Here is a 25,885-nt window from a genome sequence, read left to right as displayed (position 1 = left end):
TGCGGCCCGCGTTGAAAGTCAGCTGAGGACGTCCTTGGTGACAAACCGCCCGTAGGCGAGCGCGCCGAAGACGGCCACGTAACCCGCTTGGAGCCACGCGTTGTCCACAAACGAGTCCCACAACACGGGCTGGCGCAAAAGGTCCCCAAAACCGAGCCAGTAGTGGCTGAAAAGCCATGGGTGCAACCACTCCAGCTGCGGCAACTGGTCAAGGACCTGGGACACCACAGAGACCACCACTGTGGCGGCCATGGCGCCCACGGGAACCACCGTGAGCGTGGACAGGAACAACCCCACCGCGGAAAGTCCGGCCAGGGAGACCGCCAGGTACGCGGCGATCAGCAGGATGCGCACCGCGGCTTCCGGTGGCTCGATGACGTCCCCTGACAGCAACGTCACAGGACCGACAGGGAAAAGCGCCGCCCCGATCGCGGCGCCCGCCAATCCAACGGTGAGGGGCGCAGCAAGGCAGAATGCCAGTGCTGCCGCATACTTCACCAAGAGGAGCCGCACCCGGCCCGTCGGGGCAACCAGCAGGTACCTCAACGTTCCCAGGCTGGCTTCACCCGCGATGGTGTCCCCTGCCACCACTCCCACCGTGAGCGGCAGGAACAAAGGAACGGACACCAGCATGGCGGTAAAGGCGACGAACAATCCGTTCTGGGTGATGCGGTCCAGGAAAGCCGGCCCCCGTCCGGCAGGAACCGCTGACGAAATCCGCACGGCCACCGCTATCAACACCGGGATCGCCGCGAGTGCCAGCAACAGCGCCCAAGTGCGCCGGCGCCCGAACAGCACCCGGAGTTCCGAACGCAGGAGGGAAAGCCCCGATCGACGCGGCGCCGCCACCGCCGTCGCCCTGGTCAACCCCGCGCTCTCAGAATGTGCACTACTGGGCAACGTCGAACCCCTCCCCCGTCAAGGCGACAAACCGGTCCTCAAGGCTTTCGCGTTCCACGGCGAACCCCCGGACCCGGACCCCGGCCTCCACGAGCCGGGCCACAATATCCTCCGGCGCGGTGCTCCCCGGGGACAGGTTGCTTCCCGGGGAAGTGCCCTGAGCGGGTGCGTCCAGCGCCGCCGTCACCACCTGTCCGTCCTGCTGCGCTGCTGCTTCCTCCGGTGCCACCCCCAGGCTGGCGAGGACTGCCATCGCCGCCCCGGCATCTGGCGTGAGCAGGCGGATGCGGACAGTTCCGGAGCGGCGAAGCTCCGGAAGCGGCCCCTGGGCCACCAGCCGGCCGGCACTCATCACTGCCGCATGGGTACAGATCTGTTCCACTTCGGCCAGCAGGTGGCTGGACACAAAAACGGTGGTTCCGTCGGCCGCGAGGGAACGGACCAGGTTCCGCACTTCCCGGGTTCCTTGCGGGTCGAGCCCGTTGGTGGGCTCATCGAGGACCAGCAGTTCGCGGGGCGAGAGCAGGGCGTTGGCGATGCCCAGCCGCTGCTTCATGCCCAGGGAATAGGCATGGACCCGCTTGCCCGCCGCATGCCCCAGGCCCACCCTTTCCAGTGCCTGATTAACCCGGGCCTTTCGGGTGGCGGGGGCAGTATGCCGGGTAGCGGCGTCGAGGCGGTGGAGGTTCGCGGTACCGGAGAGGAACGGATAGAAGGCCGGGCCCTCCACCAATGCCCCCACCTGGGGAAGGACGTCCTGGAACCGCCCGGGCATCTCCATCCCGAGGAGCCGGACGCTCCCCGCGGATGCGGCAGCAAGGCCCAGCAGCATCCGGATGGTGGTGGTCTTGCCCGAGCCGTTAGGGCCAAGGAAACCAAAAATCGTTCCCCGGGGCACAGCCAGGTCCAGGCCGTCCACGGCCAACTGCTGCCCGAACCGCTTTGTCAGCCCCTGCGTCTCGATGGTCAGGCCGTACGTCCACGATCCGGGGCCCTGCGCGGCCCCGGTCACGGAGCCGTGGAAGCGGCTTGCAGCCTCTCCGGTGGGACCATGCCCGCGAAGATCCGGCCGTCGTCCGTGAGCAGGACGTTGAAAAGTGCGGTGGAAATCAGCCGGCCGCCAGGAACGGCGACGGCGGCCTGGGCCAGCAGCGGATTCCGGGCCAGCAGGGTATTGAGCTTTGAGCCTGCGCCGCTTTCCGCCGGAACTTCCGCTACCGCTTCCCAGCCGGACCCGGACACGTACTGCCGGGCGTGGTCCTGGATGTTCTCCGCCAGCCGGTCAGGGGTGATGTACGTTCCCGGCGTCTCGGGGAATCCTTGACCGGGCTGCTGGTAGGCGGGGTGGTTGAACGGCAGCTCCTCCACCTTGCTGCCCGGTGGCGGGGCAAAGTTGAACAGCGCTTGGTCCGGCGCTTCCAGCGAAAGGCTGGTGAATCCAGCGCTGAAGGCAGGCTCGGCAGCTCCCCTCGCAGTGACCTTCACGGAGAGCGGCATGCCAGTCTGAGAGTCGACGGCGACCGTTACCCTGCCGACGAGGGTGGCGTCAGTGCGTGGTTCCAACTGCAGGGTGTAGGCCTGCCGGCCGGCGGTTTCCACGTCCGGGCCGACGGTGACGGCGGTGGTGCTGTCAGCCATGGCCAGGAACTTTCCTGCCAGTTCCTCCGGTGTGTGGGTGGCCGGCATTCCGGTGTCGGACGGACCGGTGTGGGACGGCTCGCTGTGGGACGGCTCAGCCAGCGGCAGGTCATGGGCGTGGGCAGGAAGGGTCAGATGCGCGGCTGAGTTGTCCTTGGACGAGTAGAACCAGACGTCGTTGTTATGGCGGACTATGTCCCGCTCGGCGAGCCGGTCCACTACCTGGATGCGCGCATTGGTCGGGCCGTCCATAAACACCCGCGCCGTGTGCTCGCCGGTGAGGAACTCCATAACTGAAGCCACGCCGTCGGCCGATGCGGGCCCCGACGTGGGTGGTGCAGCCGGGAGCTCCGGCAACCCCAGCTGCGAGGTCTGTTCAATGGTGCCCGAGAACGTGTGTGTCTTGTGCGAAGCGAGGAGGGCGATGACTTCGGCCGGGGTTTTCTCCGGCAGGGGGTCGCCGGCCCGGGCCGGAAGAGTTCCCGACAACACCCCGGCGGCGATGACCGAAGGTACGGCCACCGCGGGGATCCAGCGCAGCCAAGGGCTGCGGATGACGTGGCTCACGCCGCGGTCCCTGATCTCCAGGCTTGTCCCGTGGTCGCTCCGGTGGTTGAAACTCCGGTTCATGGCTGATCGTCTCCGTCGCTGGAGCCCATAGTCCAAGGGTACGCCTCGAATACGCCCGCTACACCTGCCCGGGCTACCCCCGGGGCTGCGCAGGCACCACGGTTCCCGCACCGCCGTCGACCGTGATGTATTGGCCGGTGGCCAGCCGGACTGTGGCCTCCGGGACTCCCACCACGGCAGGGATGCCGTACTCGCGGGCCACCACGGCACCGTGGGAGTTGGGCCCGCCCATCTCCATCACCAGGCCGCCGGCGGTGAGGAAGAGCGGAGTCCAGCCGGGATCGGTGGACGGCGCCACCAGGATCTCTCCGGGTTCCAGGTGGGCGCCCACGGGGTCCAGGATGACCCGGGCGGCAGCTGTGACAGACCCGGCTGAAGCGGGGCTGCCGGTCAGGGCGCCATCCGCCGCAGCGGCGCGGCCGGCGTACAGCACTTCCGGCTCGGTCCCGTCTGAGAGCAGGACCCGGGGGATGTGCCGCCTGCCTAATTCGCTGGAATAGGCGGCGCGCCGCTCCACGATGAGTTCGCGGACGTTTCGTTGCCGGCCGGCAGTGGTCGCGCTGGTGTGGCCCAGCGCCTGCCGAAGCTCATCAAAGTCGAGGAAGAAGACGTCATCCGCGCTCTCGAGCCGGCCGTCTGCAGCCAGCGCGGCTCCCACGAGCGCCAGCTGCTTCCGTACTTCAGCAAGGCCAAGGACCAGCTGGTACTTGGGCGATTCCCGCAAACCAGCGAACAACCTGGCACGCCGCAGGGCCGCGCCAACGAGCACGGACCGCACCCTGCCGCGCGCCCGGGCTTCGGCAACGAGCCGGTCCACTGCAGCCTCCGCCTCAGCCTCGGCGCGGCTGAATTGCGCGTCCGGGGCCATGGCCGGATTGTCCAGGCGGAGGTAGTTGGCCAGGACGCCCAGGATGTACGTGGGATCATCGGACCAGCGCGGCATCCCCACGTCGATCTCCGCCACCGCGCGGTGGCCGTAGCGTTCCAGGAACCGCTCCACGCCTGCATTCAGCACGGGAGGCAGGGTGCCGTCGCGGAAATCCGCGGCAAGCCGGGATGGCTCCCGTGTCTCCAGGGCCTCCCGTGCTTCGCGTTCAACCTTCATGGCTGCAGCGAGGCGCCACAGGTCAAGGTCCATCTCGGTGGTCACATTCTGCGGCAGGCCCCGGAGCACCTTCTGCAGGTCTTCCCCGCGGCCAGGCCCGCCCAGCAGCTTGCCCGCAACCCACAGCATGGCGAATCCCAGCGCGGGCAGCGGCAGGATGGCCGGAACGATCGAAAAAAGCCGGCTTCCCAGGAGCCGCTCTGCGTGATCCAGCCGTTCCACGGGGCCGGCTCCTGAATCCAGCTCCAGCTCGTCGGCGAACTGCCGGCTGAACCGGTCGAGGCGGCGGAGCGCCGCCGTGGGTGTCAGCAGCCCGCGGAGCAAGGTTTCCGGGGCCCGGGCACGCACCGCAGCGGGCAGGACATGGCGCAGGAGTCCGAACGGGGTCTTCCGGGTCACCGAAAATCGGGGGTCGGAAAAAACCTGGCGCAGCACGGTGGCGGACCGGGCCTCCATGACGTCGAACACGCGCGGCAGGATGCGGCGGCCCACGGTGCTCCGGACGGGCGTCGTGACGTCGACGTACATGCGCTGGGCCGCCTCCGCGTAGGGTGCCGGACCGCGGCGCGGGTCGGGGACGTCGAACCCTGCTGCCCGCGCAACAGAGGAGCCAATGAGCCGCAGTGATGCCAGCCCCATGGGGGTGAGCGGGCGGGTCAGTCCCTGGGCGAGGCTGAAGCAAAGGTATATCCGGGCGCCCCCATCAGCGGCGGAACGGCTTTCGGGTAAGGGATACAAGGTGGTGATGGGCCGGGACTGCGTCAGCCAGAGCGCACCGCCGGTATCGATGGCCCACTCCGTGTCCTGTGGCGCTCCGAAGTGCCGCTCGGCCTGCAGGCCCAGCGCGGCAAGTTCCAGCGCCTGCCCATCGGTCAGGCTCGAACCGTCCGCCCCGTCCTGGACGTTGTGGGTTTCCGTTCCACCGCCTGGCCTGGGCCGGACGGCAACGCGCTTATCGCCAAGCTTCCGCTCCAGCACCCGGTGTGCAGCCGTGTCCACTACGAAGTGGTCCGGATTGACCGCCCCGGAGACCACGGCTTCGCCAAGCCCGGGGGCGGCATCGATAACGGCTTCCCGCCGCCTGCCCGTCAGGGGGTTGGCGGTGAACATCACGCCGGCTGCCGCGGCGTCAACCATCCGCTGGATCACGACGGCGAGGGCTACTTCGTGGGGCGCGATGCCCAGTGCGGCACGGTAGGCCACTGCACGGTCAGTCCAAAGAGACGCCCAGCAGTTCCGCACGGCCACCAGGAGTGCCTCAGGTCCGATGATATTCAGGTAGGTGTCCTGCTGGCCGGCGAAGCTGGCGAACGGAAGATCTTCGGCCGTGGCGGAGGAGCGTACAGCCACCGGAGTTTCATGTCCCAGCGCGGAATAGGCCTGCTCTACGGCTGCGGCAATGTGCGGCGGCACCTGCAGGCCAATGATCGCTTCGCGCACAGTGCCGGCGAGCGCGGCAAGTTCGGCGGCCTGGTTGGTGGTTCCCTGCAGCGCCTTTTGAAGGTCACCGAGTTGGCGGAGGCCACCGTCACGGACAGTGACAGTGGCCTCCTTGTACGCCTCAGTGGTCAGGCAAAAGCCGTCCGGCACGGGCAGCCCTGCCGATATCAGTTCGCCAAGATTGGCCGCCTTGCCGCCCACCAGCGGAAGCATGCTGCCGTCGAGGTGGCTGAGGCGGACCACCAGGGCGTGGTCGCTTTCCCCACCGGGCCGGCGCGGTTCCTGCCCGGGATCTGCTGGATTGTAGGCAGCCATGGTGTGGCGCTGTCGAAGCGGCCGGGCCGGATCAGGCTGCGCCGAGGATGGGCCCGAAACGTGCCCTGTCGGCCAGCCGCGGGTCCTCACGGTCCGGAACCACCATCACCGGTCCCTTCGCATGGTGGAGGACGCCGTCCGAAGTGGACCCCAGCAGCATGCCCGTGAAGCCGCCGCGGCCGCGCGTGCCCACCACCACCAACTCCACGTGCCGGCTGGCGTCCACCAGCACATCCACGGGGGAACCGTCCAGCAGTTCGCATTCCGCGGCAAGGCCGGGGTAGTGGCTCCTCAGCCAGGCCATGCCGGCGTCCAGGGTCACCTGGATGTCTGCGAAGAGCGCCTTCCGGTCCATGGGGGCGGGTACCCAGGCCAGTGAACCGCTGTACTGGGGAACAGCGCACACCACGCGGAGCGACGCGCCCAGCCGCTCGGCCTGGTCCGCGGCTTCAAGGACCGCAACCCGGGCCTGCTCCGAGCCGTCAACGCCGACCACCACCACGTTGTCCACGCGCCGGTGCCCGGCTTTGGCCTGTTCGGCCCTGATCCGTTTGTCCTCGGTCGTTTCACCCAGGCGGTCAGAACACACCAGGGGCACCGTAACGGTGGGGCATTTTGCGTGGGCCGGCAGCGCGCTGCTGACTGAACCCAGGAGCCTGCCCACAAATCCGCCCCTGCCCCTGGTTCCGAAGACCAGAAGCTCCGCGGTTCGGGACATCTCCAGCAACACACCCGAGGCATCCCCGTTCTCCACAGAGGCGCTCACGTCGATGTCATACCTGGAAACCTTCTCCACCGCCTGCTTGACCACGGCTTCCGCGCCCTCGCGGATCACGGAATCATCCACAGTGGCGTATCCACCGTCCAGGCCGGAGGCGGCGAAGATGGGCACGGAATACGCGGTCACGATATGCAGGGGGCGGCGGCGGCGCTGCGCTTCGCGGGCTGCCCAGACCAGGGCGCACTGGCCATGTTCCGAGCCGTCCACGCCAACAACAATCCCGTCGGGAGCGGCAGGAGCACCACCATTGTCCCGCGCCGGGTCCGGATGCAACTCTTGTGCGCCCATGGGGCCGCCTCCTCGCGATACTGCCGTATGTTGCGGCTATTCTGCCAGAAACCGCACCCTTCCCCGTGCACCCGTTCAGCGGCAGCCGCTGCGAAGGAAGGGCCTGCTTCCAGTTCTCACTATTCTCCGTCCACCGTCCCTTAGCAAGCCTGTTCAGGGCCGGACAGGGGAGGTTATCCACAGGCTTCCGGCGCCAGGGGCCGCACGCTTTCGACGGGGCCGGTCCGCCCATTTCGGCAGCCAAACCCCGCCCTTTCGGGGGTGTGACGGAAAGCGTGTTCACCCGCAGGTGAATGTTTCCGGATTGGGCTATCCAGCACCGGAATTGTTCTGTAGTCTTCAGGACATTGTTGGTCCGGGACGCCAGCTGCACATGCAAGTGAGCGCTGCCCGGCCATGCACTGCGGCCGGACTTTGGGGGTAACGGGACGCGCGCGGGCGACGACGCCTGCACCTGCCGAATCTTCGAAGGAGGGAAACTGTAGTGTCAAGCATGCCTGGGAATGCCGGGACCGAGCAGACCACCACTGTGATCATTGGCACCGGGCTGTCCGGCCTGGCTGTGGCAGCCGAACTGTGCCGCCGCGGAGTTGACTCCATCGTGGTGGACGGGCTGGACCTCCTGGGTGCCGCGCAGCCGGCCAACACCGCCTCCCTGCAGCGCTGCGACGCGGCGGACCCCGTCACCCTTCGTGAACGGAACGAAATCCTGCGCCACCTTCGCAACTATGCAGCCAGCCACGACGTGGATGTCCGGAACACCACCAGGGCTGTCCAATTGACCATGGTGGAGGGCCTTCCGGGGGGCACAGCCGTTCCGCAGTGGGAGGTGCACACGCCCACCGGCGTCCTGATCGCTGACCACATCGTGCTGACGCGCTGCGCCCACAGCCAGCTGCGGCGGATGATCAACGACTTCGGCATCACTGTGGGCCGCAACGTCGTCGCTGCCATGCGTGCCATCGGCATCTACCTGGTGGGAGTGGGCGAACTGATCACCCCTTCACCCAAGGAGGTGCTGCGCCAGGCCAAAACGGTGGGCCACGCCATTTCCGCCAAGGTCAACCCGGACAGTGTTGGCGCCGCATTCACCGGCAGCCTGGCGATCCTGCCCTGTTAGCGCTCAGCGCTCGTCATCACTGCCTGCCGTGAGCCTGCGGCGGGCCAGGATGGCGAGGGTGGCAAGCAACCCCACCGCGGCAGCGGCGAAAATCACGATGCTCCATTGGAACGGCTCGCCCGAGCCTGTGGGCTCCGGCGCCGCTGTCTTTCCCGGCTGGGCGGTTCCGATGGCAGGAACAGTTGCCGCCGCCGTCGTTGTGGCTGCCGGAGCAGCCCCGCCGGCCGCCGCAGCGGCCGTGAAGCTGAAGGTCCCTTCGATGGGGTGCGAATCAGAGCTGACCACCCGCCACGCGACCGTGTACTGCCCGGCAGGAGCCCCGGCCTTGAGTTTCTGGCGGGCTTCGTTGTCCACAATTTCCACGGCCCCGTCGGCCCACTCCACGCCCGAGGCGTCCTTGACGGAGAAGGATGAGCCGATCCCGAGCGGGTTGTTACTGAAGGTCACAGACACCTGCTCCGGCACTACCGCCACCGAGGCACCCTGGGCGGGGCTGCTGGATTCGGCGGCGTCGTGCGCGGCGGCCGGACCGGCCAGGCCCAGGAAGGCGGCGGCGCAAACGAAGGACCCGAGCACAAAGCCCAGTAACTGGCGGCGGATGGAACCCATGCTTGGACTGCTCCCTTGGTGTTGGCTTCCTAACAGACTAGGCGAAATTGGCGGGCTCTCCGCCAAAGTCACCATAGGATTCAGGTATCCCCACAGACTTCCCCGGAGGACTAATGCTTAAGCAAGGCTCTGCCCTGGACCGGTATTTCATGATCACCGAGCGCGGTTCCAACCTCTCGCGCGAGATCCGCGGAGGCTTCGCCACGTTCTTCGCCATGAGCTACATCGTGGTGTTGAACCCCCTGATCCTCTCCGGCCCGGACTCAAGCGGCACCACTCTCGGATTTCCCGCCGTTGCCGCCGTCACCGCTTTTGTTGCCGGCATCCTCACCATCCTCATGGGAGCCTGGGCCAAGCACCCCTTCGCACTGGCCACCGGGCTGGGTGTCAACGCCTTTGTTGCAGTCACCGTTGCCACCAATCCTGGCCTGACGTGGCCGGACATGATGGGCCTGGTAGTGATGTCCGGCGTCACCATGCTGATCCTGGTCCTCACCGGGTTCCGCACCGCGGTGTTCAAAGCTGTTCCGGAGGGCCTGAAGACGGCGATCGTGGTGGGCATCGGTTTGTTCATTGCCCTGATCGGACTGGTCAACGCCGGCTTCGTCCGGCGCATCCCGGACGTGGCCGGGACCACGGTTCCGGTTGGCCTCGGCTTCGAGGGCAAGCTCCTTGGCTGGCCCACCGCCGTGTTCGTGTTTGGCCTGGTCCTGACCATCGCGCTGGTGGTCCGGAAGGTCAAGGGAGCAATCCTGATCGGCATCATCAGCTCCACCGTCATCGCGGTGGTCGTGGAGATGACGCTGCACATCGGCCCCAGCGTGCAGCCGGGCAAGCCCTTCAACCCCCAGGGCTGGTCCCTGGTGGCCCCCGCCTTCAGCGAATGGGCAGCCCCGGACCTGTCCCTGATCGGCAAGGCCAACCCATTCGGCGCCTTCCAGCACCTCGGCTTTGTGGCTGCCACCCTGCTGGCCTTTGTGATTCTGCTCAGCATCTTCTTCGACGCCATGGGCACCATGGTGGGCCTGGCCAATGAAGCCGGCACGGTGGACGAGCACGGCAACATTCCCGACGTCGACCGCGTCCTGCAGGTGGACGCCCTCGGCGCCATCGCCGGCGGCGGCGCGTCGGTGTCCTCCAACCAGATCTACGTCGAGGCGGGCGCCGGAATCGGTGAAGGCGCCCGGACGGGCATCGCCTCGATCGTCACGGGCCTTTTGTTCCTCGTGGCCATGTTCTTCACCCCGCTCATCAACCTGGTGCCCTTCGAAGCCGTGGCTCCGGCCCTGGTGGTGGTGGGCTTCATGATGGTCTCCCAGGTGGGCAAGATCGACTGGCAGGACTGGGGCATCGCCATCCCTGCCTTCCTCACCTTCTCGCTGATGCCGTTCACCTACTCGATCGCCAACGGCCTCGGTGCCGGCTTCATCGCCTACGTCCTGATCCGCACCGTCCAGGGCCGGGTCAAGGACATCCACCCCCTGATGTGGGCGGTGGCCGGGGCGTTCCTGCTGTTCTTCGCGATTGGTCCCATCGAGGCCGCCGTCGGAATGTAGCAACCGCCTACACAGGGGTGTTGGGGGCCAGCCCCTCATCTCCGGAGACCGCCCTGGCCCTGACAACGCGCAGCCTGTCCAGCCGGTTCATCAGCGGTGAGGTGGTGGCGCCATGGATCACGATTGAGAGCGCCACCACCAGGCCCACAAAAGCCCACAGCCACTCCGCCTGGTCTGCAAAGCGGCCCTTGCCCAGGGCATAGGAGAGGTAGTACAGGGAGCCGATTCCGCGGATTCCGAAGAACGAGAGGGCAATCCGTTCCCGCGGGCCGGTCTTGCCGCCCAGCAGCCCGAGCCAGCCCGCCAGGGGCCGCACCACCAGCAGGAATGCGAGCGCCACCAGCACCTCGGCCCAGCCGATTCCCGCCAGCAGCCCGCGGGCGATTGCGCCGCCCAACAGGACCAGGATCACCACGGTGAGGAGCCGTTCGAGCTGTTCCACATAGGAGTGCAGCACCCGGTGGTACCCATGTGTGCGTTCTGCGGCGCGGATGGTCACGGCGCAGACAAACACGGCAATGAACCCGTAGCCCTCCACCATCTCGGTGACGCCGTAGGCCAGGAAAGTGGCGGCGAGCGCCACGAAGCCCTCGGAGTGGTTGGACAGCCGCAGGCTGTCGGCGCGGGCGGAGAAGAAGAGCCTGGCCAGGACCTTGCCGGTCAGGAAGCCCACCAGCAGGCCGAGGGCAAGCCGCCACAGCACATCCACGCCGAACCATTCCGCGAACCAGTCAGATGGAGCTGAGCCGGCGATGCTGATGGCGATGGCAAGGTAGACGAAGGGGAAGGCCAGTCCGTCGTTGAGGCCGGCTTCGGAGGTGAGGCCAAAACGGACCTCGTCCTCCTTGTTGGTGCCGCCGTCTTCGTCCGCGGGCTCGCCCACCTGCACCTCGGAGGCAAGGACGGGGTCCGTGGGCGCCAGGCTGGACGCCACCAGCAGGGCGGCGCCGAGGCCCAGCCCCAGCAACCACATCCCCAGCAGGGTCAGTCCGATGATGCACAACGGCATGGCGATCCCCAGCAGGCGCCAGGTAGTTGACCACTGCCGCCGCCCCACGGGCCGGTCCAGCGCCAGCCCGGCGCCCATCAGCGAAATGATCACGCAAATTTCCGAGAGGTGAAGGACAAAGTCGCCGTGCGCTACGGGGTCCGGGTCCGGAAGGGTGGGAATCAGGGCAAACGCGCCCATGCCCGCCCCGAGGAAAACCATCGGCATGGAGAAGGGCATGTCGCGCAGCAGTTTGGGGAGCACAGCGGCGGTGAACACGGCAAGTCCGGCAGCGGCAAACAGGATGTTGGGGGCTTCAAACACGGTGATGTTCTCCGGCCTGGGTCGATGGCGCCCTCGTGGCGCGGCAAGATGGCATGGTCCCGGAAGGGATTGCTCCACCTTAGCCTCTCCGGTTTCCGCCGGCAGCTTCTTGAATTCCAGACACCATCACGGCCCCGTTGCTGGTTTTCGTCCCCGGCATGCGGTGAGCTTGAACCATGCCTTCCTCAACCCCTGCCGTCGACGTCCCGCCCCAGCCCTGGACCGGCAGGTTTGATGGCGACGGTGCAGGGCACCTCCGCTGGTGGCAGGCGGTAAAAGCGTACGACGCCGGACCGTCGGCCGGCCCCGGAACAAAGCCTGCAGCGCTGCTCGGCTTTTGCAGCGACGAGGGGGTGCGCCGGAACAAGGGCCGCGTTGGTGCAGCCAACGCTCCCGCTGCCCTTCGCGCCGCCCTGGGCCCGTTGGCTTACCACCTGGAGCGACCCGTGGCGGACGCCGGTGATGTGGTGGTCTCCGGCTCGGAATTGGAGGCAGGACAGGACCGCGCCGGCCGCGCCGTGAGGGACATGCTCGACGCCGGGCAGCTCACCGTGGTGCTGGGCGGCGGCCACGAAACCGCCTATGCGAGCTATTCGGGTGTTGCCGCATCCGCCGCCGTCCAGGGCGGCCTGAGGCTGGGCGTGCTGAACCTGGACGCCCACTTCGACCTGCGTGACGAGCCCGTCCCCAGTTCCGGCACACCCTTCCTTCAGATGGCCCGCGCGGAAGCAGCCGCCGGGCGGGACTTCCGTTACGCCGTCGTCGGAATCTCCGAACCCAACAACACCCGCACCCTCTTCGAGACGGCACGGAAACTGGGCGTGCGGTACCTGCTGGATGAGGACTGCGGAGCGGACCGGGTGCAGGAATTCGTGGCAGGGTTCCTCGCGGACATCGACGTCCTCTACCTGACCATCGACCTTGACGTGCTGCCCGCAGCGGTGGCACCCGGTGTCAGTGCCCCCGCCGCTTTCGGGGTGCCGCTTCCGGTGATCAGTGCTGTGTGCCGCCAGGTGGCGCGGTCACGGAAGCTGCTGCATCTTGACGTCGCGGAGCTGAACCCGGAATTCGATATCGACGGCCGGACCGCGAAAGTTGCCGCGCGGCTGATCGACACCCTGCTGCGCTGACCGGCGGCTACTGGCCTTTGAGGACGTAGCGCCGCTCCGGGCGCCCCACCCCGTACTTGAGCCGGACGTCCAGCGTTCCTTCGTCATACAGGTATTCGAGGTAGCGGCGGGCACTGACCCGGGACGTCCCCACCTGCTCGGCCACCTCGGCCGCGGACAGGTCACCTGCCGCCGCGTTCAGGGCGGCCTCCACCAGCTTCAGCGTCTCGATGCTGCAGCCCTTGGGCAGCGGCCGCTCCGTCCGGTCAAGGCCAAACACCCGGTTGACGTCCGACTGCTCGGCCACATCCTTGGCGGAGTCCAGGCCCTGGTAGGCGCTGCGGTAATGCTCCAGCCGTTCCTGCAGGTCCGACTGGGAGAACGGCTTGATCAGGTAGTGCACAATCCCGCCCCGCAGCGCCTTGCGTACTGTTTCGACCTCACGGGCGGCACTGATGACCAGCACGTCCAGTTCCGGGGCAACATCGCGCAGCTGATGCATAAGGTCCAGGCCGTTGATGTCCGGAAGGTGGATGTCCAGCAGCACAAGGTCCGGCTGCAGCCGGCCGGTTTCCACCACGGCCTGGGCGCCGGTATGCGCCACGCCCACCACCGCGAACCCGGGTGTCCGCTGGATGAAGCCTGCGTGCACCTTGGCCACCATAAAGTCGTCGTCAACGATCAGCACCTTGATCATGGCTTTGTTGCACCTCCCTTGGGCTGGGTTGTACCTCTGATGAACCGGGCGGTGAACACCGCTCCATTGTGGTTGGCCACAGTGAGATCACCCCCGGACCTCCGGCAAACCACGCGGGACAGGGCCAGGCCGAAGCCGCGCCCGTCCGCGGGCCCGGCATCTTTGGTGGTAAACCCCTGGCGGAAAATCTCCTCCACCGCCTGGTCCGGGACACCCGGACCGTTATCCCGCACAGTGACGGTCACGTGGCCGGCTGCGGTGAAGGGGTCCCGGCCCTCCTCCACCAGCACCCGGACAGCGGCGTCCGGACGTCCTGTCACGGCGTCGAACGCATTGTCCACGAGGTTCCCCACCACCGTGGTGAGGTCGCGCGACAACTCGTCGCTGACCGGACGCAGGGCAGATTCGGGATCCAGCTGCAGGGCCACCCCACGCTCGGTGGCGAGGCTGGATTTGGCAATGAGCAGAGCGGCGAGGGCGGGATCGTGGATGCGGCTGGTGACTTCATCGTTGAGCCGGGTCCGGTCCACTGTGGCGCCATTAACGAACTGCACCACCGAATCATATTCACCGATCTGGATCAGGCCCGAGATCACGTGGAGCTGGTTGGCGAACTCGTGGGCCTGCGCGCGGAGCGTATCCGTGGCGGTGCGGGTTGCGCCCAGCTCACGCTCAAGCGAGGACATCTCGGTGCGGTCGCGCAACGTGGTCACCGAGCCTATTTCGCGGCCGCGGGACCGGATGGGAACGCGGTTCAGGACCACCAGCCGCTCCCCCACGAGCACCAGCTGGTCGGGGTCCGGCTGGTTGCGCGTGAGGACCGTCTTCAAAGCCGAATCCACGGGGAGCGATGAAACCTTCTTGCCCACGCAGTCTGCCGGCAGGCCCAGCAGTTCGCGGGCGCTGTCGTTGGCCACAGTGATCCGTTCGTTCGGATCGAGCGCCACCACGCCTTCCTTGAGCCCGTGCAGCATGGCTTCCCGGTTTTCCACCAAACCGGTAATCTCACTCGGTTCCATACCCAGGGTCTGGCGTTTGACGCGCCGGGACAGCAGCAGCGAACCGGCCACCCCCAGGACGCTGGCAACGCCGAGGTAGGTGAGAAGGTTGGGAACGGCATCCCCCAGCCGCTCCAGCGTGGTGGGGTAGTTCCGGCTGATGGAGGCGATGCCGATCATCTGTCCGGCATCATTCAGCACCGGGACGTGCGCGGACAGGACCGCTGCATTGCTTTCGGCCACCACACCGGTCCAGGCGCGGCCCTCCATGACCCGGCTCGGCCCAATGTCCAGCTTCTCGCCCAGCAAACTGGGGTCCGAGGAGGCAACCACGGTTCGGTCCTGTTTCGCCAACGCCACCTGGGACGATCCGGACAGCGTCCGCACGGCCTCAGCCACGGCAGGGAGTGCCGCTCCGTTGCGGGGCTCGGCCGTTGGAAGCAGTTCACGGACCGCCGGGTTGTTGCCCAGGGCTTCGGCGGCAGAGAGCGCGCGCCGGCCCTCCACCCGTTCAAACGTTGCGGCGGACTGGGCCAGGGAGATGGCCACCACCGCCACCAGGACCGCCAACACGATCAGCAACTGCAGCACGAGGTATTGCCCCGCGAGGGACATCCCTCTTCGTCGAGTCACTGTGGTTGGTCCTTTGGATGGTACAGCGGGTATCTCCGGCCAGGTTCCCGCGTTGTCGGCCCCTGCGGAGGTACGGGAACTATACCGCAGGCAGCGCCAGTGGCAGGGTTTGCGGCCTTTTCAAGCCCAGACGCGGCAGCCGCGGTTCGTTCCGTGAAACGTGAACGCAATGAACTTAACTTTCTCTGCGTACATAAGAGTGACCGGCGTCACCGCGGAACCTAGCATCGAATCACCAAGTCAGTCTTGCTGATCATTTTTCATGAGAAGAGGAACACCATGCGCCAGATCCGCGCATTGCGTATTGCCGCCGTCGCCGCCGGCATCGCCCTGATGGCCACCGGCTGCGGTGCCACCGGAAAGAGCTCCACCGGTACGGAAAGCTCCGGCGCTGCCGCCGGACCCATCACCGGCCTGCAGATCATGGTCCCGAATACCCCGGGCGGCGGCTATGACACCACCGCCCGGGCAGCAGCGAAGGTTCTCGACGACGAGAAGATCTCCACCAACACCGAAGTCTTCAACCTCGCCGGCGCCGGCGGCACCGTGGGCCTGGCCCGCGTGGTGAACGAAAAGGGCAACGGGGATCTGGCCATGCTGATGGGCCTGGGCGTGGTGGGCGCGAGCTACACCAACAAGTCCGAATCGAAGCTCACCGAAACCACGCCGCTGGCCCGTCTCATCGAGGAACCCGGCGCCATCATGGTCAGCAAGGATTCCCCGTACAAGACCATTGACGAGCTCGTGAAGGCCTGGAAGGCCGACCCCGGTTCCATCTCCGTCGGCGGCGGCTCCTCCCCCGGCGGCCCCGACCACCTCCTGCCCATGCAGCTGGCCGGTGCCGTAGGCATCGACGCCACCAAGGTCAACTACGTGGCCTACGACGGCGGCGGTGACCTGCTTCCCGCGATCCTCGGCAACAAGCTCGGTTTTGCCGCCTCCGGCCCCGGCGAGCTCCTGCAACAGATCAAGTCCGGCGAAGTACGCGTCCTGGCCACGAGTGGCGAAAAGCGGATCGAGGGAGTGGACGCACCCACGCTGAAGGAATCCAACATCGACCTGGTGTTCACCAACTGGCGCGGCATGGTGGCCCCTCCGGGCATCAGCGATGCGGACAAGACCAAGCTGATCGGCGCCCTGGAGAAGATGCACGGTACCGCGGGCTGGAAGGAAACGTTGAAGACGCGCGGCTGGACCGATGCCTTCATCACCGGCGATGAGTTCAAGTCCTTCCTCTCCGACCAGGACAAGCGGGTGGCGGACGTGCTCACCAAGCTTGGGTTGGCGTGAGCTCCCTGACAACAGGCCTCAAAGGACGCGCCGAGCTGGGAGTTGCACTCCTGCTCGGCGCGGCCGGCGTCGTGGTTTTCGTGGACGCCAACCGCCTGGTAACCCCGTACTCCCAATCCGATCCCGTCGGCCCCAAAACCGTTCCCTACATCGTGGCCGGCCTGCTGGTGGTCTGCGCCGTCCTGCTTGCCATCAACGTCTTCCGCGGCGGCCAGGGCGAAGCTGAAGGCGGCGAAGATGTGGACCTCACCCACCCCGCCGACTGGAAGACCGTCCTGCCCCTGGCCGGCGCATTCATCCTGAACATCCTGCTCATCGACTGGGCCGGATGGGTCATCTCCGGCACCGTCCTTTTCTGGGGCTGCGTGCTGGCCCTCGGCAGCCGCCACTACATCCGCGACGGGCTCATCTCCATTGCCATGTCGCTGCTGACCTTCTACGGCTTCTACCTCGGCCTCGGCATCGCACTGCCCGCCGGACTCCTGGAAGGAATCCTCTAAATGGACGTCTGGTCCTCACTGATGGACGGCTTCGCCACCGCCCTGACCCCCATGAATCTCCTGTACGCCGTGATCGGCGTGCTCCTGGGCACCGCCGTCGGCGTCCTTCCGGGCCTCGGCCCGGCCATGACCGTGGCCCTGCTGCTTCCGGTCACCTACGCCCTGGAACCCACCAGCGCCTTCATCATGTTCGCCGGCATCTACTACGGCGGCATGTACGGCGGATCCACCACCTCCATCCTGCTGAACACACCAGGTGAATCGTCCTCGGTGGTGACGGCGATCGAGGGCAACAAAATGGCCAAGGCCGGCCGGGCGGCCCAGGCGCTTGCGACGGCGGCCATCGGCTCGTTCGTTGCCGGCACCATCGGCACCGCCCTCCTTGCCGTCTGCGCACCGATCGTGGTCCAGTTCGCCGTCAGCCTCGGAGCCCCCAGCTACTTCGCCATCATGGTCCTGGCCCTGCTGGCCGTCACCGCCGTCCTGGGCTCGTCCCGGCTCCGCGGCTTCGCCTCGCTGGCACTCGGCCTCGCCATCGGCCTGGTGGGCATCGACTCCGTCACCGGCCAGCGCCGCCTGACGTTCGGCCAGCCGCTGCTCGCGGACGGGCTGGACATCGTTGTAGTGGCAGTGGCCATCTTCGCCGTGGGCGAAGCCCTCTGGGTTGCAGCCCACCTGCGCCGCACGCCGCTGCATGCCATTCCGGTGGGGCAGCCCTGGATGGGCAAGTCCGACTGGAAGCGCTCCTGGAAGCCGTGGCTGCGCGGCACCGCCTTCGGCTTCCCCTTCGGCGCGCTGCCGGCCGGTGGCGCCGAGATCCCCACGTTCCTGTCCTATGTCACGGAGAAGCGCCTCAGCAAACACCCCGAAGAGTTCGGCAAGGGTGCCATTGAAGGTGTTGCCGGCCCCGAGGCTGCCAACAATGCTGCCGCCGCCGGCACCCTGACCCCCATGCTGGCGCTGGGCCTTCCCACCAACGCCACCGCCGCGGTGATGCTCGCCGCCTTTACGTCCTACGGCATCCAGCCGGGCCCGCAGCTCTTCAGCAGCCAGGGTCCCCTCGTGTGGGCCCTGATCGCGAGCCTGTTCATCGGGAACCTGCTGCTCCTGCTGATCAACCTGCCGCTGGCACCGATGTGGGCGAAACTCCTGCAGCTCCCCCGGCCGTACCTGTACGCGGGCATCCTCTTCTTCGCCACGCTGGGCGCCTACTCGGTGAACCTGCAGGCGTTCGATCTGGTGATCCTGCTGGTGCTCGGCGTCCTCGGGTTCATGATGCGGCGCTTCGGCCTGCCCGTGCTGCCGCTCATCCTGGGCGTGATCCTTGGCCCGCGCATTGAAGGCCAGCTCCGGAAGACGCTGCAGCTCAGCGCCGGTGACCCCGCCGGCCTCTTCAGCGAGCCGATCGCCGTCGTTGTCTACATCCTCGTGGGACTCATCCTGCTGTGGCCGCTGGTCTTCAAGCTGGTCAAGCGGAACGGTCCGGCGCGCAAGCCGCTGCTTCCTGCCAATTCCGGCGCTCCCGAACCGACGGACGTTGGCTGACCGGTCCCGGACACCCTCTCCGGACCATGCCCCGTACGCAACAAGACCTACAGAAAAGAGAACCAGCCATGACCATCGTGGTGGGATACGTCCCGACCCCCGAGGGTGAAGCAGCCCTGACGCAGGCCATTACCGAAGCCCGCAAGAACAACACACAGCTGCTGGTTATCAACTCCTCCAAGGGCGATGCCCTGGTGGACAACCGCTACGCCCAGGAGCCGGAGATCCAGAGCATTGAGGACCGGCTGGCCACCCAGGGCATCGACCACGTGATCAAGCAGCCGGTCCGTGGCCACGATGCCGCCGCCGAGGTCCTGGATGCCGCGGAGGAGAACAATGCCGAATTGATTGTGATCGGGCTGCGGCGCCGGACACCGGTGGGCAAGTTGATCATGGGCAGCGTGTCCCAGCGGATCCTGCTCGAAGCCGACTGCCCGGTCCTGGCAGTGAAGGCCTAGCTGGACTGAAGCTGTACCTGCGGCGCCGGCTTCGCGGGCGCCGCGCTTGCCGGACGTGCGCGGTAAAGTTCCTGGCGCTGGCGCCCCAGGCCCTCAACTTCAACCTCCACCACGTCGCCCGGCCGCAGGTATGGGAAGCGGCCGCTCAGTGCAACACCTTCTGGAGTCCCGGTGATGATCACATCACCGGGCTCCAGCCGCATGTACTGGCTGCAGTGGTGCACCAGGGTGGCAGCGTCGAAAATCAGCCCGGCAGTGGACAAGTCCTGCCGGGCTTCGCCGTTCACCCAGCTGCGCAGGCGCAGGTTGCCGCCGTCGATCTCCCCGGCTGGAACAAGCCATGGACCGAGCGGCGTGGAGCCGGGCAAGGACTTGCCCTTGGTCCATTGACCGGCCGCACCGGGAATCTGGTACTCACGCTCGGAGAAGTCGTCGGCGGTGACGTAGCCGGCGATGCAGTCCTGGGCCGCCTCCATGGACGGCAGGTAGCTGGCCTCCGCCCCGATCACGATGCCCAGCTCCACCTCCCAGTCGTATTTGTGGGAGTGCGGCGGAACCGGGGCGGGGTCATAGGGGCCGGTCACGGTATTCGTCGGCTTGAGGAACACCACGGGAATCTCCGGCGGCGCCGAACCGGACTCGGCCGCGTGCGCGGCGTAGTTCATGCCAATACCAACCACTGCTCCCGGGCGGACTACCGGAGCACCGATGCGGAGGCCTGCAGCGCCTTCAAGGACCGGCAACGTGCCGGCTTCGAGGGCTTCGCGTACCTTAGCCAGCCCTCCCCCGGCGAGGAAGGCGCCGTCAACGTCCCCGGTCAGGGGCAGCAGGCTGAAGTACTCTTCATCTCCGGCGGCGGACCGTGCCAGAACGGCGGGCTGTTCCTTGCCGATGTCCCCGAGGCGCATGATTTTCATACAGGATTTCCTTCTCTTCGCATCCGGCCTAATCCGGTTGATGATGGCGTACCACCATGGTGTCCGACGCAGGAGGACCTTCGCCACTGCGCCGATTGTGACTGGGCCGGCAGCGGCAAGACCACGCGTTGCGGCCCGGACGAACGGTGTTACATAGGGCAGTCATCGACGCCTGAATTTGTCCGGCGGACGCCTGGCCGGCGACCAAACAAGAGTCCCCGCACTGCATCAGGCAGCGCGGGGACTCGTGTTTGTCCTGGAAATGCGTCAGCCGCGGCGTACCTGCACGCCGTCGGACTTCAAAAAGAGCTGCTTCTCAGTCGGACCAGCCGGCACGAGCCACAGAACGTTTCCGCTCTGCGACACTTCTTCCACCTCCCCGGTGGCTACCACATGCGCCTGCTTGATGATTTCGACGCGTTCCCCGGCCCGGAGGCTCCTCCAGTCGGAAACAGCGGCGGAATGGGCATTGCGCCTCGATAGGACTGCCCCACGTGCTTTCATGTGAACTTCTACCCCTTTGTATATGTTCGTGCGCCACAGCTTCGTTGATGTGACTTTTGCTACACCTTAAGTTCTACTACACTCCCCGTCCGCCCGATGACCGTGTCGGCGGAAATTTCACCAGGCGGACGGATTGCGCTTCTATCCGAAGATTCTTCTCTCCTAGGCGAGGACGCCGACGGCGGATTCGGCCGCCCTGCGCACCTCACCTGCGGCGACGAGCTGGTCAGCCGTCTCCAATTCGGGCGAAAGGAACCGGTCGGTCCCCGGCCCGTCCACCTTTTCGCGCAGCGCCGCGACGACGGCGGCGCCCGCCGGCCCCGGAGTCAGTACGCCGCCCGAAAGCTGCGTGCGGATATCCAAGGCCCGGGCAGAGGTCACCAGCTCTATGGCCAGGACCCGGCGGAGGTTCTCCACTGCCTTGCGCAGCTTGCGTGCCGCGTGCCAGCCCATGGAAACGTGGTCTTCCTGCATGGCCGAACTCGGGATGGAATCCACGGATGCCGGGACTGCCAGCCGCTTGTTGTCGGACACCAGCCCTGCCTGGGTGTACTGGGCAATCATCAGTCCCGAATCCACTCCCGGGTCAGCAGCAAGGAAGGCGGGAAGGCCGTGGGAGCGGGCCGGATCCAGCATCCGGTCCGTCCGCCGCTCGGCAATCGAGCTCAGGTCGGCGACGGCGATGGCCAGGAAATCCAGGACATACGCCACGGGGGCACCATGGAAGTTGCCGTTCGAGCTCACCCGGCCGTCCGGCAGGACCACCGGGTTGTCGATGGCCGCAGCCAGTTCGCGCGATGCCACCAGTGCCGCGTGGTCCACGGTGTCGCGGACGGCGCCGGCCACCTGCGGGGCACAGCGTAGCGAATAGGCGTCCTGCACCCGCGAGTCCCCTACCTTGTGGGAGGCCACGATCGGCGAATCCGACAGCACGCGCAGCATGTTGTCCGCGCTGGCCGCCTGTCCCGGGTGTGGACGGAGGGCGGCATGGAGCTCGGGCAGGAACACCTGGTCCGTGCCCAGCAGCGCTTCGACGCTGAGTGCGGCGGTGATGTCCGCCGTCGTCAGCAGCTGGCGAAGGTCGGCGATGGCCATCAGGAGCATGCCCAGCATGCCCTCGGTGCCGTTCACCAGGGCCAGGCCTTCCTTTTCGGCGAGGGTGACGGGTTCGATGCCGTGTTCGCCGAGCAGCTCAGCAACGGTGCGCTGGCCGGCGGCGCCGTACGTCACGCCGTCGGGCCCTTCCGCCTCGCCTTCGCCCATCAGGACCAGGGCGCAGTGGGACAGCGGGGCGAGGTCGCCCGAGCAGCCGAGTGACCCGAACTCGCGGACCACGGGCGTGATGCCGGCATTGAGGACGTCCACCATGGTCTGCAGGACCACCGGGCGGACGCCGGTGCGGCCGGAGGCGAGGGTCTTTGCACGCAGGAACATGATGCCGCGCACCACTTCACGTTCCACGGCCGGGCCCATGCCGGCGGCGTGGCTGCGGATCAGGCTTTTCTGGAGCTGGGTGCGCAGTTCGTTGGGGATGTGGCGGTTGGCCAGGGCGCCGAAGCCGGTGGAGATGCCGTAGGCGGGGACGTCGCTGGAGGCGAGGTCATCGATGTGGGCGCGGACCTTGGCGACCGTTTCCAGGGCATCCGGGGAAATGGTGATCTTGGCGTTGTGGCGTGCGACGGCGACAACGTCCTCGGGCGTGACGCCGCTGGAGCCGAGGGTGACGGTGAGCGGTTCGTGGGTTGTGAGAGTCACTTGTGGTTCCTACTTCTCGTTCATCGGGATGCGGACGCCACGTTCTTTGGCGACGTCGAGGGCGCGGTCGTAGCCGGCGTCGGCGTGGCGGATGACGCCCATGCCGGGGTCATTGGTGAGGAGGCGTTCGAGCTTCTGCGCCGCAAGGTCGCTGCCGTCAGCGACGGAGACCTGGCCGGCGTGGATGGACCGGCCGATGCCCACGCCACCGCCGTGGTGCAGGGAGACCCACGTGGCACCGGAGGCGGTGTTAAGCAGGGCGTTGAGCATAGGCCAGTCGGCGATGGCATCCGAACCGTCCGCCATGGCCTCGGTTTCGCGGTACGGGGAGGCGACGGAGCCGGAGTCCAGGTGGTCGCGGCCGATGACGATGGGCGCCTTGACCTTGCCTTCCTTGACGAGCTGGTTGAACAGCAGGCCGGCCTTGGCGCGCTCGCCATAACCGAGCCAGCAGATGCGTGCCGGCAGGCCTTCGAACTCGACGCGTTCCTGGGCGGCGTCGATCCAGCGGTGCAGGTGCTTGTTCTCGGGGAACAGCTCCTTGATGGCCTCGTCGGTGATGCGGATGTCTTCCGGGTCACCGGACAGGGCCACCCAGCGGAACGGGCCCAGGCCCTCGCAGAACAGGGGCCGGATGTAGGCCGGAACGAAGCCAGGGAACTCGAACGCCCGGGTGTAGCCGCCCTTGCGTGCTTCGTCGCGGATGGAGTTGCCGTAGTCGAAGACCTCGGCGCCGGCGTCCTGGAATTCCACCATGGCCTGGACGTGGCGTGCCATCGAGGCCTGGGCCTTCTTGGTGAAGCCCTCGGGATCGGCCTCGGCCTCGCGGTGCCACTCGGCCACCGTGATGCCCTCGGGCAGGTAGGACAGCGGATCGTGGGCGGAGGTCTGGTCGGTGACGATGTCCACCGTGAGCTCCCCAGCCTTGTGGCGGCGCAGGATTTCCGGAAAGACCTCGGCGGCGTTGCCGACATAGCCCACGGACCAGCCGCGGCGCTCTTCCTTGGCTTTGAGGACCTTGGCGATGGCGGCGTCGAGGTCGGTTTCCACTTCATCGAGGTAGCGCTTGCCCGCGCGGCGGCGCAGGCGGGTCTCGTCGACGTCGACAATCAGGCAGGCGCCCTCGTTCAGGGTGACGGCCAGCGGCTGGGCACCGCCCATGCCGCCGCAGCCGCCGGTGAGCGTGAGGGTGCCGGCGAGGGTGCCGTTTTCGTCGCCGGTCAGCTTGCGGGCGATCGCGGCGAAGGTTTCGAAGGTGCCCTGCAGGATGCCCTGGGTGCCGATGTAGATCCAGGACCCGGCGGTCATCTGGCCGTACATCATCAGGCCTTCGGCCTCGAGCCGGCGGAATTCGGGCCAGTTGGCCCAGTCGCCCACGAGGTTGGAGTTGGCCAGCAGCACACGCGGGGCCCACTCGTTGGTGCGGAAGACACCTACGGGCTTGCCGGACTGGACCAGGAGGGTCTCGTCCTTCTCCATGGTTTCCAGGGTGCGGGTGATGGCGTCGAATGCGGCCCAGGACCGGACGGCCCGGCCGGTGCCGCCATAAACCACCAGATCGTCCGGGCGCTCGGCCACCTCCGGGTCAAGGTTGTTCATCAGCATCCGCAGCGGGGCTTCGGTCTGCCAGGACTTGGCGGTGAGCTCAGTGCCGCGGGCAGCTTTGACCGGGCGGGCACCGGTGGTGAAATCGGCGGGTGCCATGATGGCTCCTTTTCGTTGGTGTCTGTGATGTGAAAGAAGTTCTGTATCAACTAAAGCCCTTGGCGGGAGGGCTTTACAGGGGTTTTGGAAGGGTGCTGTCCGGCATTCCAGACGCTCCCACCCCTCCCGTTGCGCCATCACTTTTGGTTGCCAAAAGCCCTGGTTGGGGACAACAAGCGATGGCACAAATGCGGGGGCGGCTACTTGACGGGGCGGCCGTGGAGCCGGAGTGAGAGTTCGTCGGCAACTTTTTGCACCCGGCCGGCCAGGACCGGCCATTCCTCCACCGGCAACTTGTCCTCGAGGAACGTCACGGCGACTGCCGCCGTCGGCCATCCCAGGTGATCCGTTACGGCGGCCGCGATGGAGCCGAAACCTGGAGTTACCTCTCCGTGTTCCGTGGCGTAGCCGCGCTGCCGGACCTGGTCCAGGTGGGAGGACAGCGCCGAGTACTTCATGATGGCGCCCTCCACCTCGTGCCGGGCCGAGAAGGCGGCGGCATTCGGGTACAGGGCGCGTACTTGGGACTTGGGCAGCGCGGCAAGGATCGCGCGGCCGCTGGCGGTGAGGTGGCTGGGGAGCCGGACGCCGACGTCTGTCACCAGGGACGGCCGGTTCTTGGCCCGTTCCTCGACAATGTAGAGGACGTCGCGTCCATGCAGGACCGCCAGGTGGGCGCTCTCGCCGAGCGCATCCACCAGGCTGGCGAGCAGCGGCCGGCCCAGCCGGGACAGCGGTTCCTGGCGGGAGTAGGCGGAACTGAGCTCAAAAGCACTGATTCCGAGCCCGTACCGCTGCTCTTCGTGCAGATGGAGCACGAAGCCATTGGCCTCCATCACACCGAGCAGGTGGTAGACGCTGGACCTGGGCAGGCCCAGGGTTGAGGCAATTTGCGACGCCGCCATCGGGCCGCGCCGGGAGGCCAACAGTTTGAGGATGCGGAGCGTGTTCTCGGCAGCGGGGACCTTCGACGCCAGTTTGGAGGCCGCTTTTGAGGCCGCTTTTGATTCGTTGCCGGCCTCCGGCCTCGCTTCGGTGGCTAACACCGGAACCTCCTTTTTTGTTGGCGGTACATCCCGGGGCTATCCGGGATCCCGTACTTAAGCTTGCGCCCTCCTCCGGCTTGCAAGCCTCATGAAAACACGCCTGCTGTCTGCGATACGAGACAGGCGTGAGCATGCTGCCCCGCTTCTGCGCCGGCCAAGGCTGGCTCGCGGTTCGGTAGAGTCCCGCTATGGACGAAAAAGAGACGCTTCACCGTTATCTTCGGGCCAGGCGGGACGACCTGCTCGGCAAACTGGACGGCCTCAGCGAGTACGACGTCCGCCGGCCGCTTACACCTACCGGAACCAACCTGCTGGGCCTGGTCAAACATGTGGCCAGCGTGGAGGTGGACTATTTCGGGGTGGTGTTTGGGCGCCCCAGCGGGCGGCACCTTCCCTGGCTGGACGACGGCGCAGTCCCGGACGCGGACATGTGGGCGACCGCGGCCGAGTCCCGCGAGGACATCGTCGAGCTGCACCACTTCGCCGCCGCACATAGCGACGCGACCATCGAGGCATTGCCCGCTGACGCCCCTGGCGTGGTCCCGTGGTGGCCGGAAGAGCGGCGCAACGTCACCCTGCACCAGATACTGGTCCATATGGTTGCCGAACGCTCCCATCACCTGGGCCACGCAGACATCCTGCGCGAACTCATCGACGGCAGTGCCGGGCAGCGCCCCGGCGATCCGAACCTCACCAGGCGAAGCCCTGAAGAATGGGCTGCCCACCGTGCCGCCATAGAATCTGCGGCGAGGCAGGCATGAGCACCAGCGACGTTCCTGCGCAGGTTGGGGATCTGCCACCGCTTGGCCGGCCCGCCAACAGCGCCCTGCTCCAGGCCGGCATCACTTCCCTGGCCGCGGTGGCCTCACTGGGCCGGCGGGAACTGCTGGCCATGCACGGCATCGGCCCGAAGGCCGTCCGGATCCTCGAGGCAGCCGCCGCCGAACGGGGGCTCACCTTCGCGGCCTGACGTGGCGGTAGTCCTGGATGATGAGGGGGCCGGGATCATCCTGCCTTCGCGCCTATGTGGATAAG

The 25,885-nt window shown here is 67.0% G+C and carries 23 protein-coding genes; 9 read left to right on the top strand and 14 right to left on the bottom strand.

The genetic code is table 11. From position 1 onward, the window contains the following. Positions 1 to 18: 18 nt before the first annotated feature. The 5 genes from BMX78_RS15480 to BMX78_RS15460 form a co-directional block, all read right to left on the bottom strand. Positions 19 to 867 carry an ABC transporter permease gene (locus BMX78_RS15480; RefSeq protein ID WP_091420962.1) on the bottom strand — a complete coding sequence of 283 codons (849 nt, stop codon included), beginning with the start codon at positions 865 to 867 and terminating at the stop codon, positions 19 to 21. A 22-nt stretch (positions 868 to 889) separates the two neighbouring features. Further along, positions 890 to 1,912 carry an ABC transporter ATP-binding protein gene (locus BMX78_RS15475; RefSeq protein WP_091420958.1) on the bottom strand — a complete coding sequence of 341 codons (1,023 nt, stop codon included), beginning with the start codon at positions 1,910 to 1,912 and terminating at the stop codon, positions 890 to 892. Beyond that, the gene (locus BMX78_RS15470; RefSeq protein ID WP_286139058.1) at positions 1,909 to 3,168 is read right to left on the bottom strand and encodes a LolA-like protein; all 1,260 of its coding nucleotides are present in this window, start codon (positions 3,166 to 3,168) and stop codon (positions 1,909 to 1,911) included. Before BMX78_RS15470 ends, BMX78_RS15475 begins: the two co-directional genes overlap by 4 nt. Positions 3,169 to 3,241: 73 nt before the next feature. Then, on the bottom strand, positions 3,242 to 6,028 hold the full coding sequence (locus BMX78_RS15465; protein ID WP_091420955.1) for a PEP/pyruvate-binding domain-containing protein: 2,787 nt from the start codon (positions 6,026 to 6,028) through the stop codon (positions 3,242 to 3,244). A 31-nt stretch (positions 6,029 to 6,059) separates the two neighbouring features. Next, positions 6,060 to 7,097, bottom strand: a complete 1,038-nt coding sequence (locus tag BMX78_RS15460) for a universal stress protein (RefSeq protein WP_091420953.1) — start codon at positions 7,095 to 7,097, stop codon at positions 6,060 to 6,062. Between the two features lie 493 nt (positions 7,098 to 7,590). Here BMX78_RS15460 and BMX78_RS15455 point away from each other — a divergent pair, with 493 nt between their 5' ends. Beyond that, positions 7,591 to 8,217: an NAD(P)/FAD-dependent oxidoreductase gene (locus tag BMX78_RS15455; RefSeq protein WP_091420949.1), complete on the top strand. Its 627-nt coding sequence runs from the start codon at positions 7,591 to 7,593 to the stop codon at positions 8,215 to 8,217. Between the two features lie 3 nt (positions 8,218 to 8,220). On the opposite strand, the gene BMX78_RS15450 is transcribed toward BMX78_RS15455, so the two are convergent. Then, positions 8,221 to 8,826, bottom strand: coding sequence for a copper resistance CopC family protein (locus BMX78_RS15450; protein ID WP_091420947.1), 606 nt, complete (start codon positions 8,824 to 8,826; stop codon positions 8,221 to 8,223). 113 nt (positions 8,827 to 8,939) lie between these two features. Here BMX78_RS15450 and BMX78_RS15445 point away from each other — a divergent pair, with 113 nt between their 5' ends. After that, a complete protein-coding gene (locus BMX78_RS15445; protein WP_091420945.1) occupies positions 8,940 to 10,382 on the top strand; it encodes an NCS2 family permease in 1,443 nt (480 codons plus the stop codon). Positions 10,383 to 10,389: 7 nt separating this feature from the next. On the opposite strand, the gene BMX78_RS15440 is transcribed toward BMX78_RS15445, so the two are convergent. Next, positions 10,390 to 11,694 carry a cation:proton antiporter gene (locus BMX78_RS15440; protein WP_091420942.1) on the bottom strand — a complete coding sequence of 435 codons (1,305 nt, stop codon included), beginning with the start codon at positions 11,692 to 11,694 and terminating at the stop codon, positions 10,390 to 10,392. Positions 11,695 to 11,870: 176 nt separating this feature from the next. Between BMX78_RS15440 and hutG the strand changes: the two genes are divergently transcribed. Next, positions 11,871 to 12,824 (top strand): formimidoylglutamase, encoded by a 954-nt coding sequence (gene hutG, locus BMX78_RS15435; RefSeq protein ID WP_091420940.1) that lies wholly within the window; start codon positions 11,871 to 11,873, stop codon positions 12,822 to 12,824. A 7-nt stretch (positions 12,825 to 12,831) separates the two neighbouring features. On the opposite strand, the gene BMX78_RS15430 is transcribed toward hutG, so the two are convergent. Then, positions 12,832 to 13,500: a response regulator gene (locus BMX78_RS15430; RefSeq protein WP_091420937.1), complete on the bottom strand. Its 669-nt coding sequence runs from the start codon at positions 13,498 to 13,500 to the stop codon at positions 12,832 to 12,834. After that, a complete protein-coding gene (locus BMX78_RS15425) occupies positions 13,497 to 15,113 on the bottom strand; it encodes a sensor histidine kinase (RefSeq protein ID WP_091420934.1) in 1,617 nt (538 codons plus the stop codon). Before BMX78_RS15425 ends, BMX78_RS15430 begins: the two co-directional genes overlap by 4 nt. 297 nt (positions 15,114 to 15,410) lie before the next feature. Between BMX78_RS15425 and BMX78_RS15420 the strand changes: the two genes are divergently transcribed. The 4 genes from BMX78_RS15420 to BMX78_RS15405 all read left to right on the top strand — a co-directional run bounded on the left by BMX78_RS15420 (position 15,411) and on the right by BMX78_RS15405 (position 18,924). Beyond that, a complete protein-coding gene (locus BMX78_RS15420; protein WP_091420931.1) occupies positions 15,411 to 16,421 on the top strand; it encodes a Bug family tripartite tricarboxylate transporter substrate binding protein in 1,011 nt (336 codons plus the stop codon). Continuing rightward, a complete protein-coding gene (locus BMX78_RS15415) occupies positions 16,418 to 16,921 on the top strand; it encodes a tripartite tricarboxylate transporter TctB family protein (RefSeq protein WP_091420928.1) in 504 nt (167 codons plus the stop codon). The genes BMX78_RS15420 and BMX78_RS15415 overlap by 4 nt, the downstream gene beginning before the upstream one ends. Continuing rightward, positions 16,922 to 18,466, top strand: coding sequence for a tripartite tricarboxylate transporter permease (locus BMX78_RS15410; RefSeq protein ID WP_091420926.1), 1,545 nt, complete (start codon positions 16,922 to 16,924; stop codon positions 18,464 to 18,466). It abuts the gene before it with no gap. 68 nt (positions 18,467 to 18,534) lie between these two features. Further along, positions 18,535 to 18,924, top strand: coding sequence for a universal stress protein (locus BMX78_RS15405; protein WP_091420924.1), 390 nt, complete (start codon positions 18,535 to 18,537; stop codon positions 18,922 to 18,924). On the opposite strand, the gene BMX78_RS15400 is transcribed toward BMX78_RS15405, so the two are convergent. The 5 genes from BMX78_RS15400 to BMX78_RS15380 form a co-directional block, all read right to left on the bottom strand. Next, complete coding sequence (locus BMX78_RS15400; RefSeq protein WP_091420921.1) at positions 18,921 to 19,841, bottom strand: fumarylacetoacetate hydrolase family protein; 921 nt, start codon at positions 19,839 to 19,841, stop codon at positions 18,921 to 18,923. The two genes, BMX78_RS15405 and BMX78_RS15400, sit on opposite strands and share 4 nt — an antisense overlap. 267 nt (positions 19,842 to 20,108) lie before the next feature. Beyond that, positions 20,109 to 20,345, bottom strand: a complete 237-nt coding sequence (locus BMX78_RS15395) for a hypothetical protein (RefSeq protein WP_091420919.1) — start codon at positions 20,343 to 20,345, stop codon at positions 20,109 to 20,111. A 162-nt stretch (positions 20,346 to 20,507) separates the two neighbouring features. Beyond that, the gene (hutH, locus tag BMX78_RS15390; RefSeq protein WP_091420916.1) at positions 20,508 to 22,100 is read right to left on the bottom strand and encodes a histidine ammonia-lyase; all 1,593 of its coding nucleotides are present in this window, start codon (positions 22,098 to 22,100) and stop codon (positions 20,508 to 20,510) included. 9 nt (positions 22,101 to 22,109) lie between these two features. Continuing rightward, entirely contained in the window at positions 22,110 to 23,804 is a 1,695-nt protein-coding gene (gene hutU / locus BMX78_RS15385; protein ID WP_091420913.1) for a urocanate hydratase, read from the bottom strand. 200 nt (positions 23,805 to 24,004) lie between these two features. Continuing rightward, positions 24,005 to 24,781, bottom strand: coding sequence for an IclR family transcriptional regulator (locus BMX78_RS15380; protein ID WP_091421192.1), 777 nt, complete (start codon positions 24,779 to 24,781; stop codon positions 24,005 to 24,007). A gap of 257 nt (positions 24,782 to 25,038) precedes the next feature. Here BMX78_RS15380 and BMX78_RS15375 point away from each other — a divergent pair, with 257 nt between their 5' ends. Next, positions 25,039 to 25,611, top strand: coding sequence for a DinB family protein (locus BMX78_RS15375; RefSeq protein ID WP_091420911.1), 573 nt, complete (start codon positions 25,039 to 25,041; stop codon positions 25,609 to 25,611). Continuing rightward, the gene (locus BMX78_RS15370) at positions 25,608 to 25,820 is read left to right on the top strand and encodes a helix-hairpin-helix domain-containing protein (protein WP_091420909.1); all 213 of its coding nucleotides are present in this window, start codon (positions 25,608 to 25,610) and stop codon (positions 25,818 to 25,820) included. The genes BMX78_RS15375 and BMX78_RS15370 overlap by 4 nt, the downstream gene beginning before the upstream one ends. The last annotated feature ends 65 nt before the right edge of the window (positions 25,821 to 25,885 follow it).

It is taken from the genome of Arthrobacter sp. OV608, assembly GCA_900110595.1.
Taxonomy (GTDB): Bacteria; Actinomycetota; Actinomycetes; order Actinomycetales; family Micrococcaceae; genus Arthrobacter.
The sequence above is the reverse complement of the archived record's forward strand: the minus strand, read 5'-3'. Positions and strand labels throughout refer to the sequence as shown.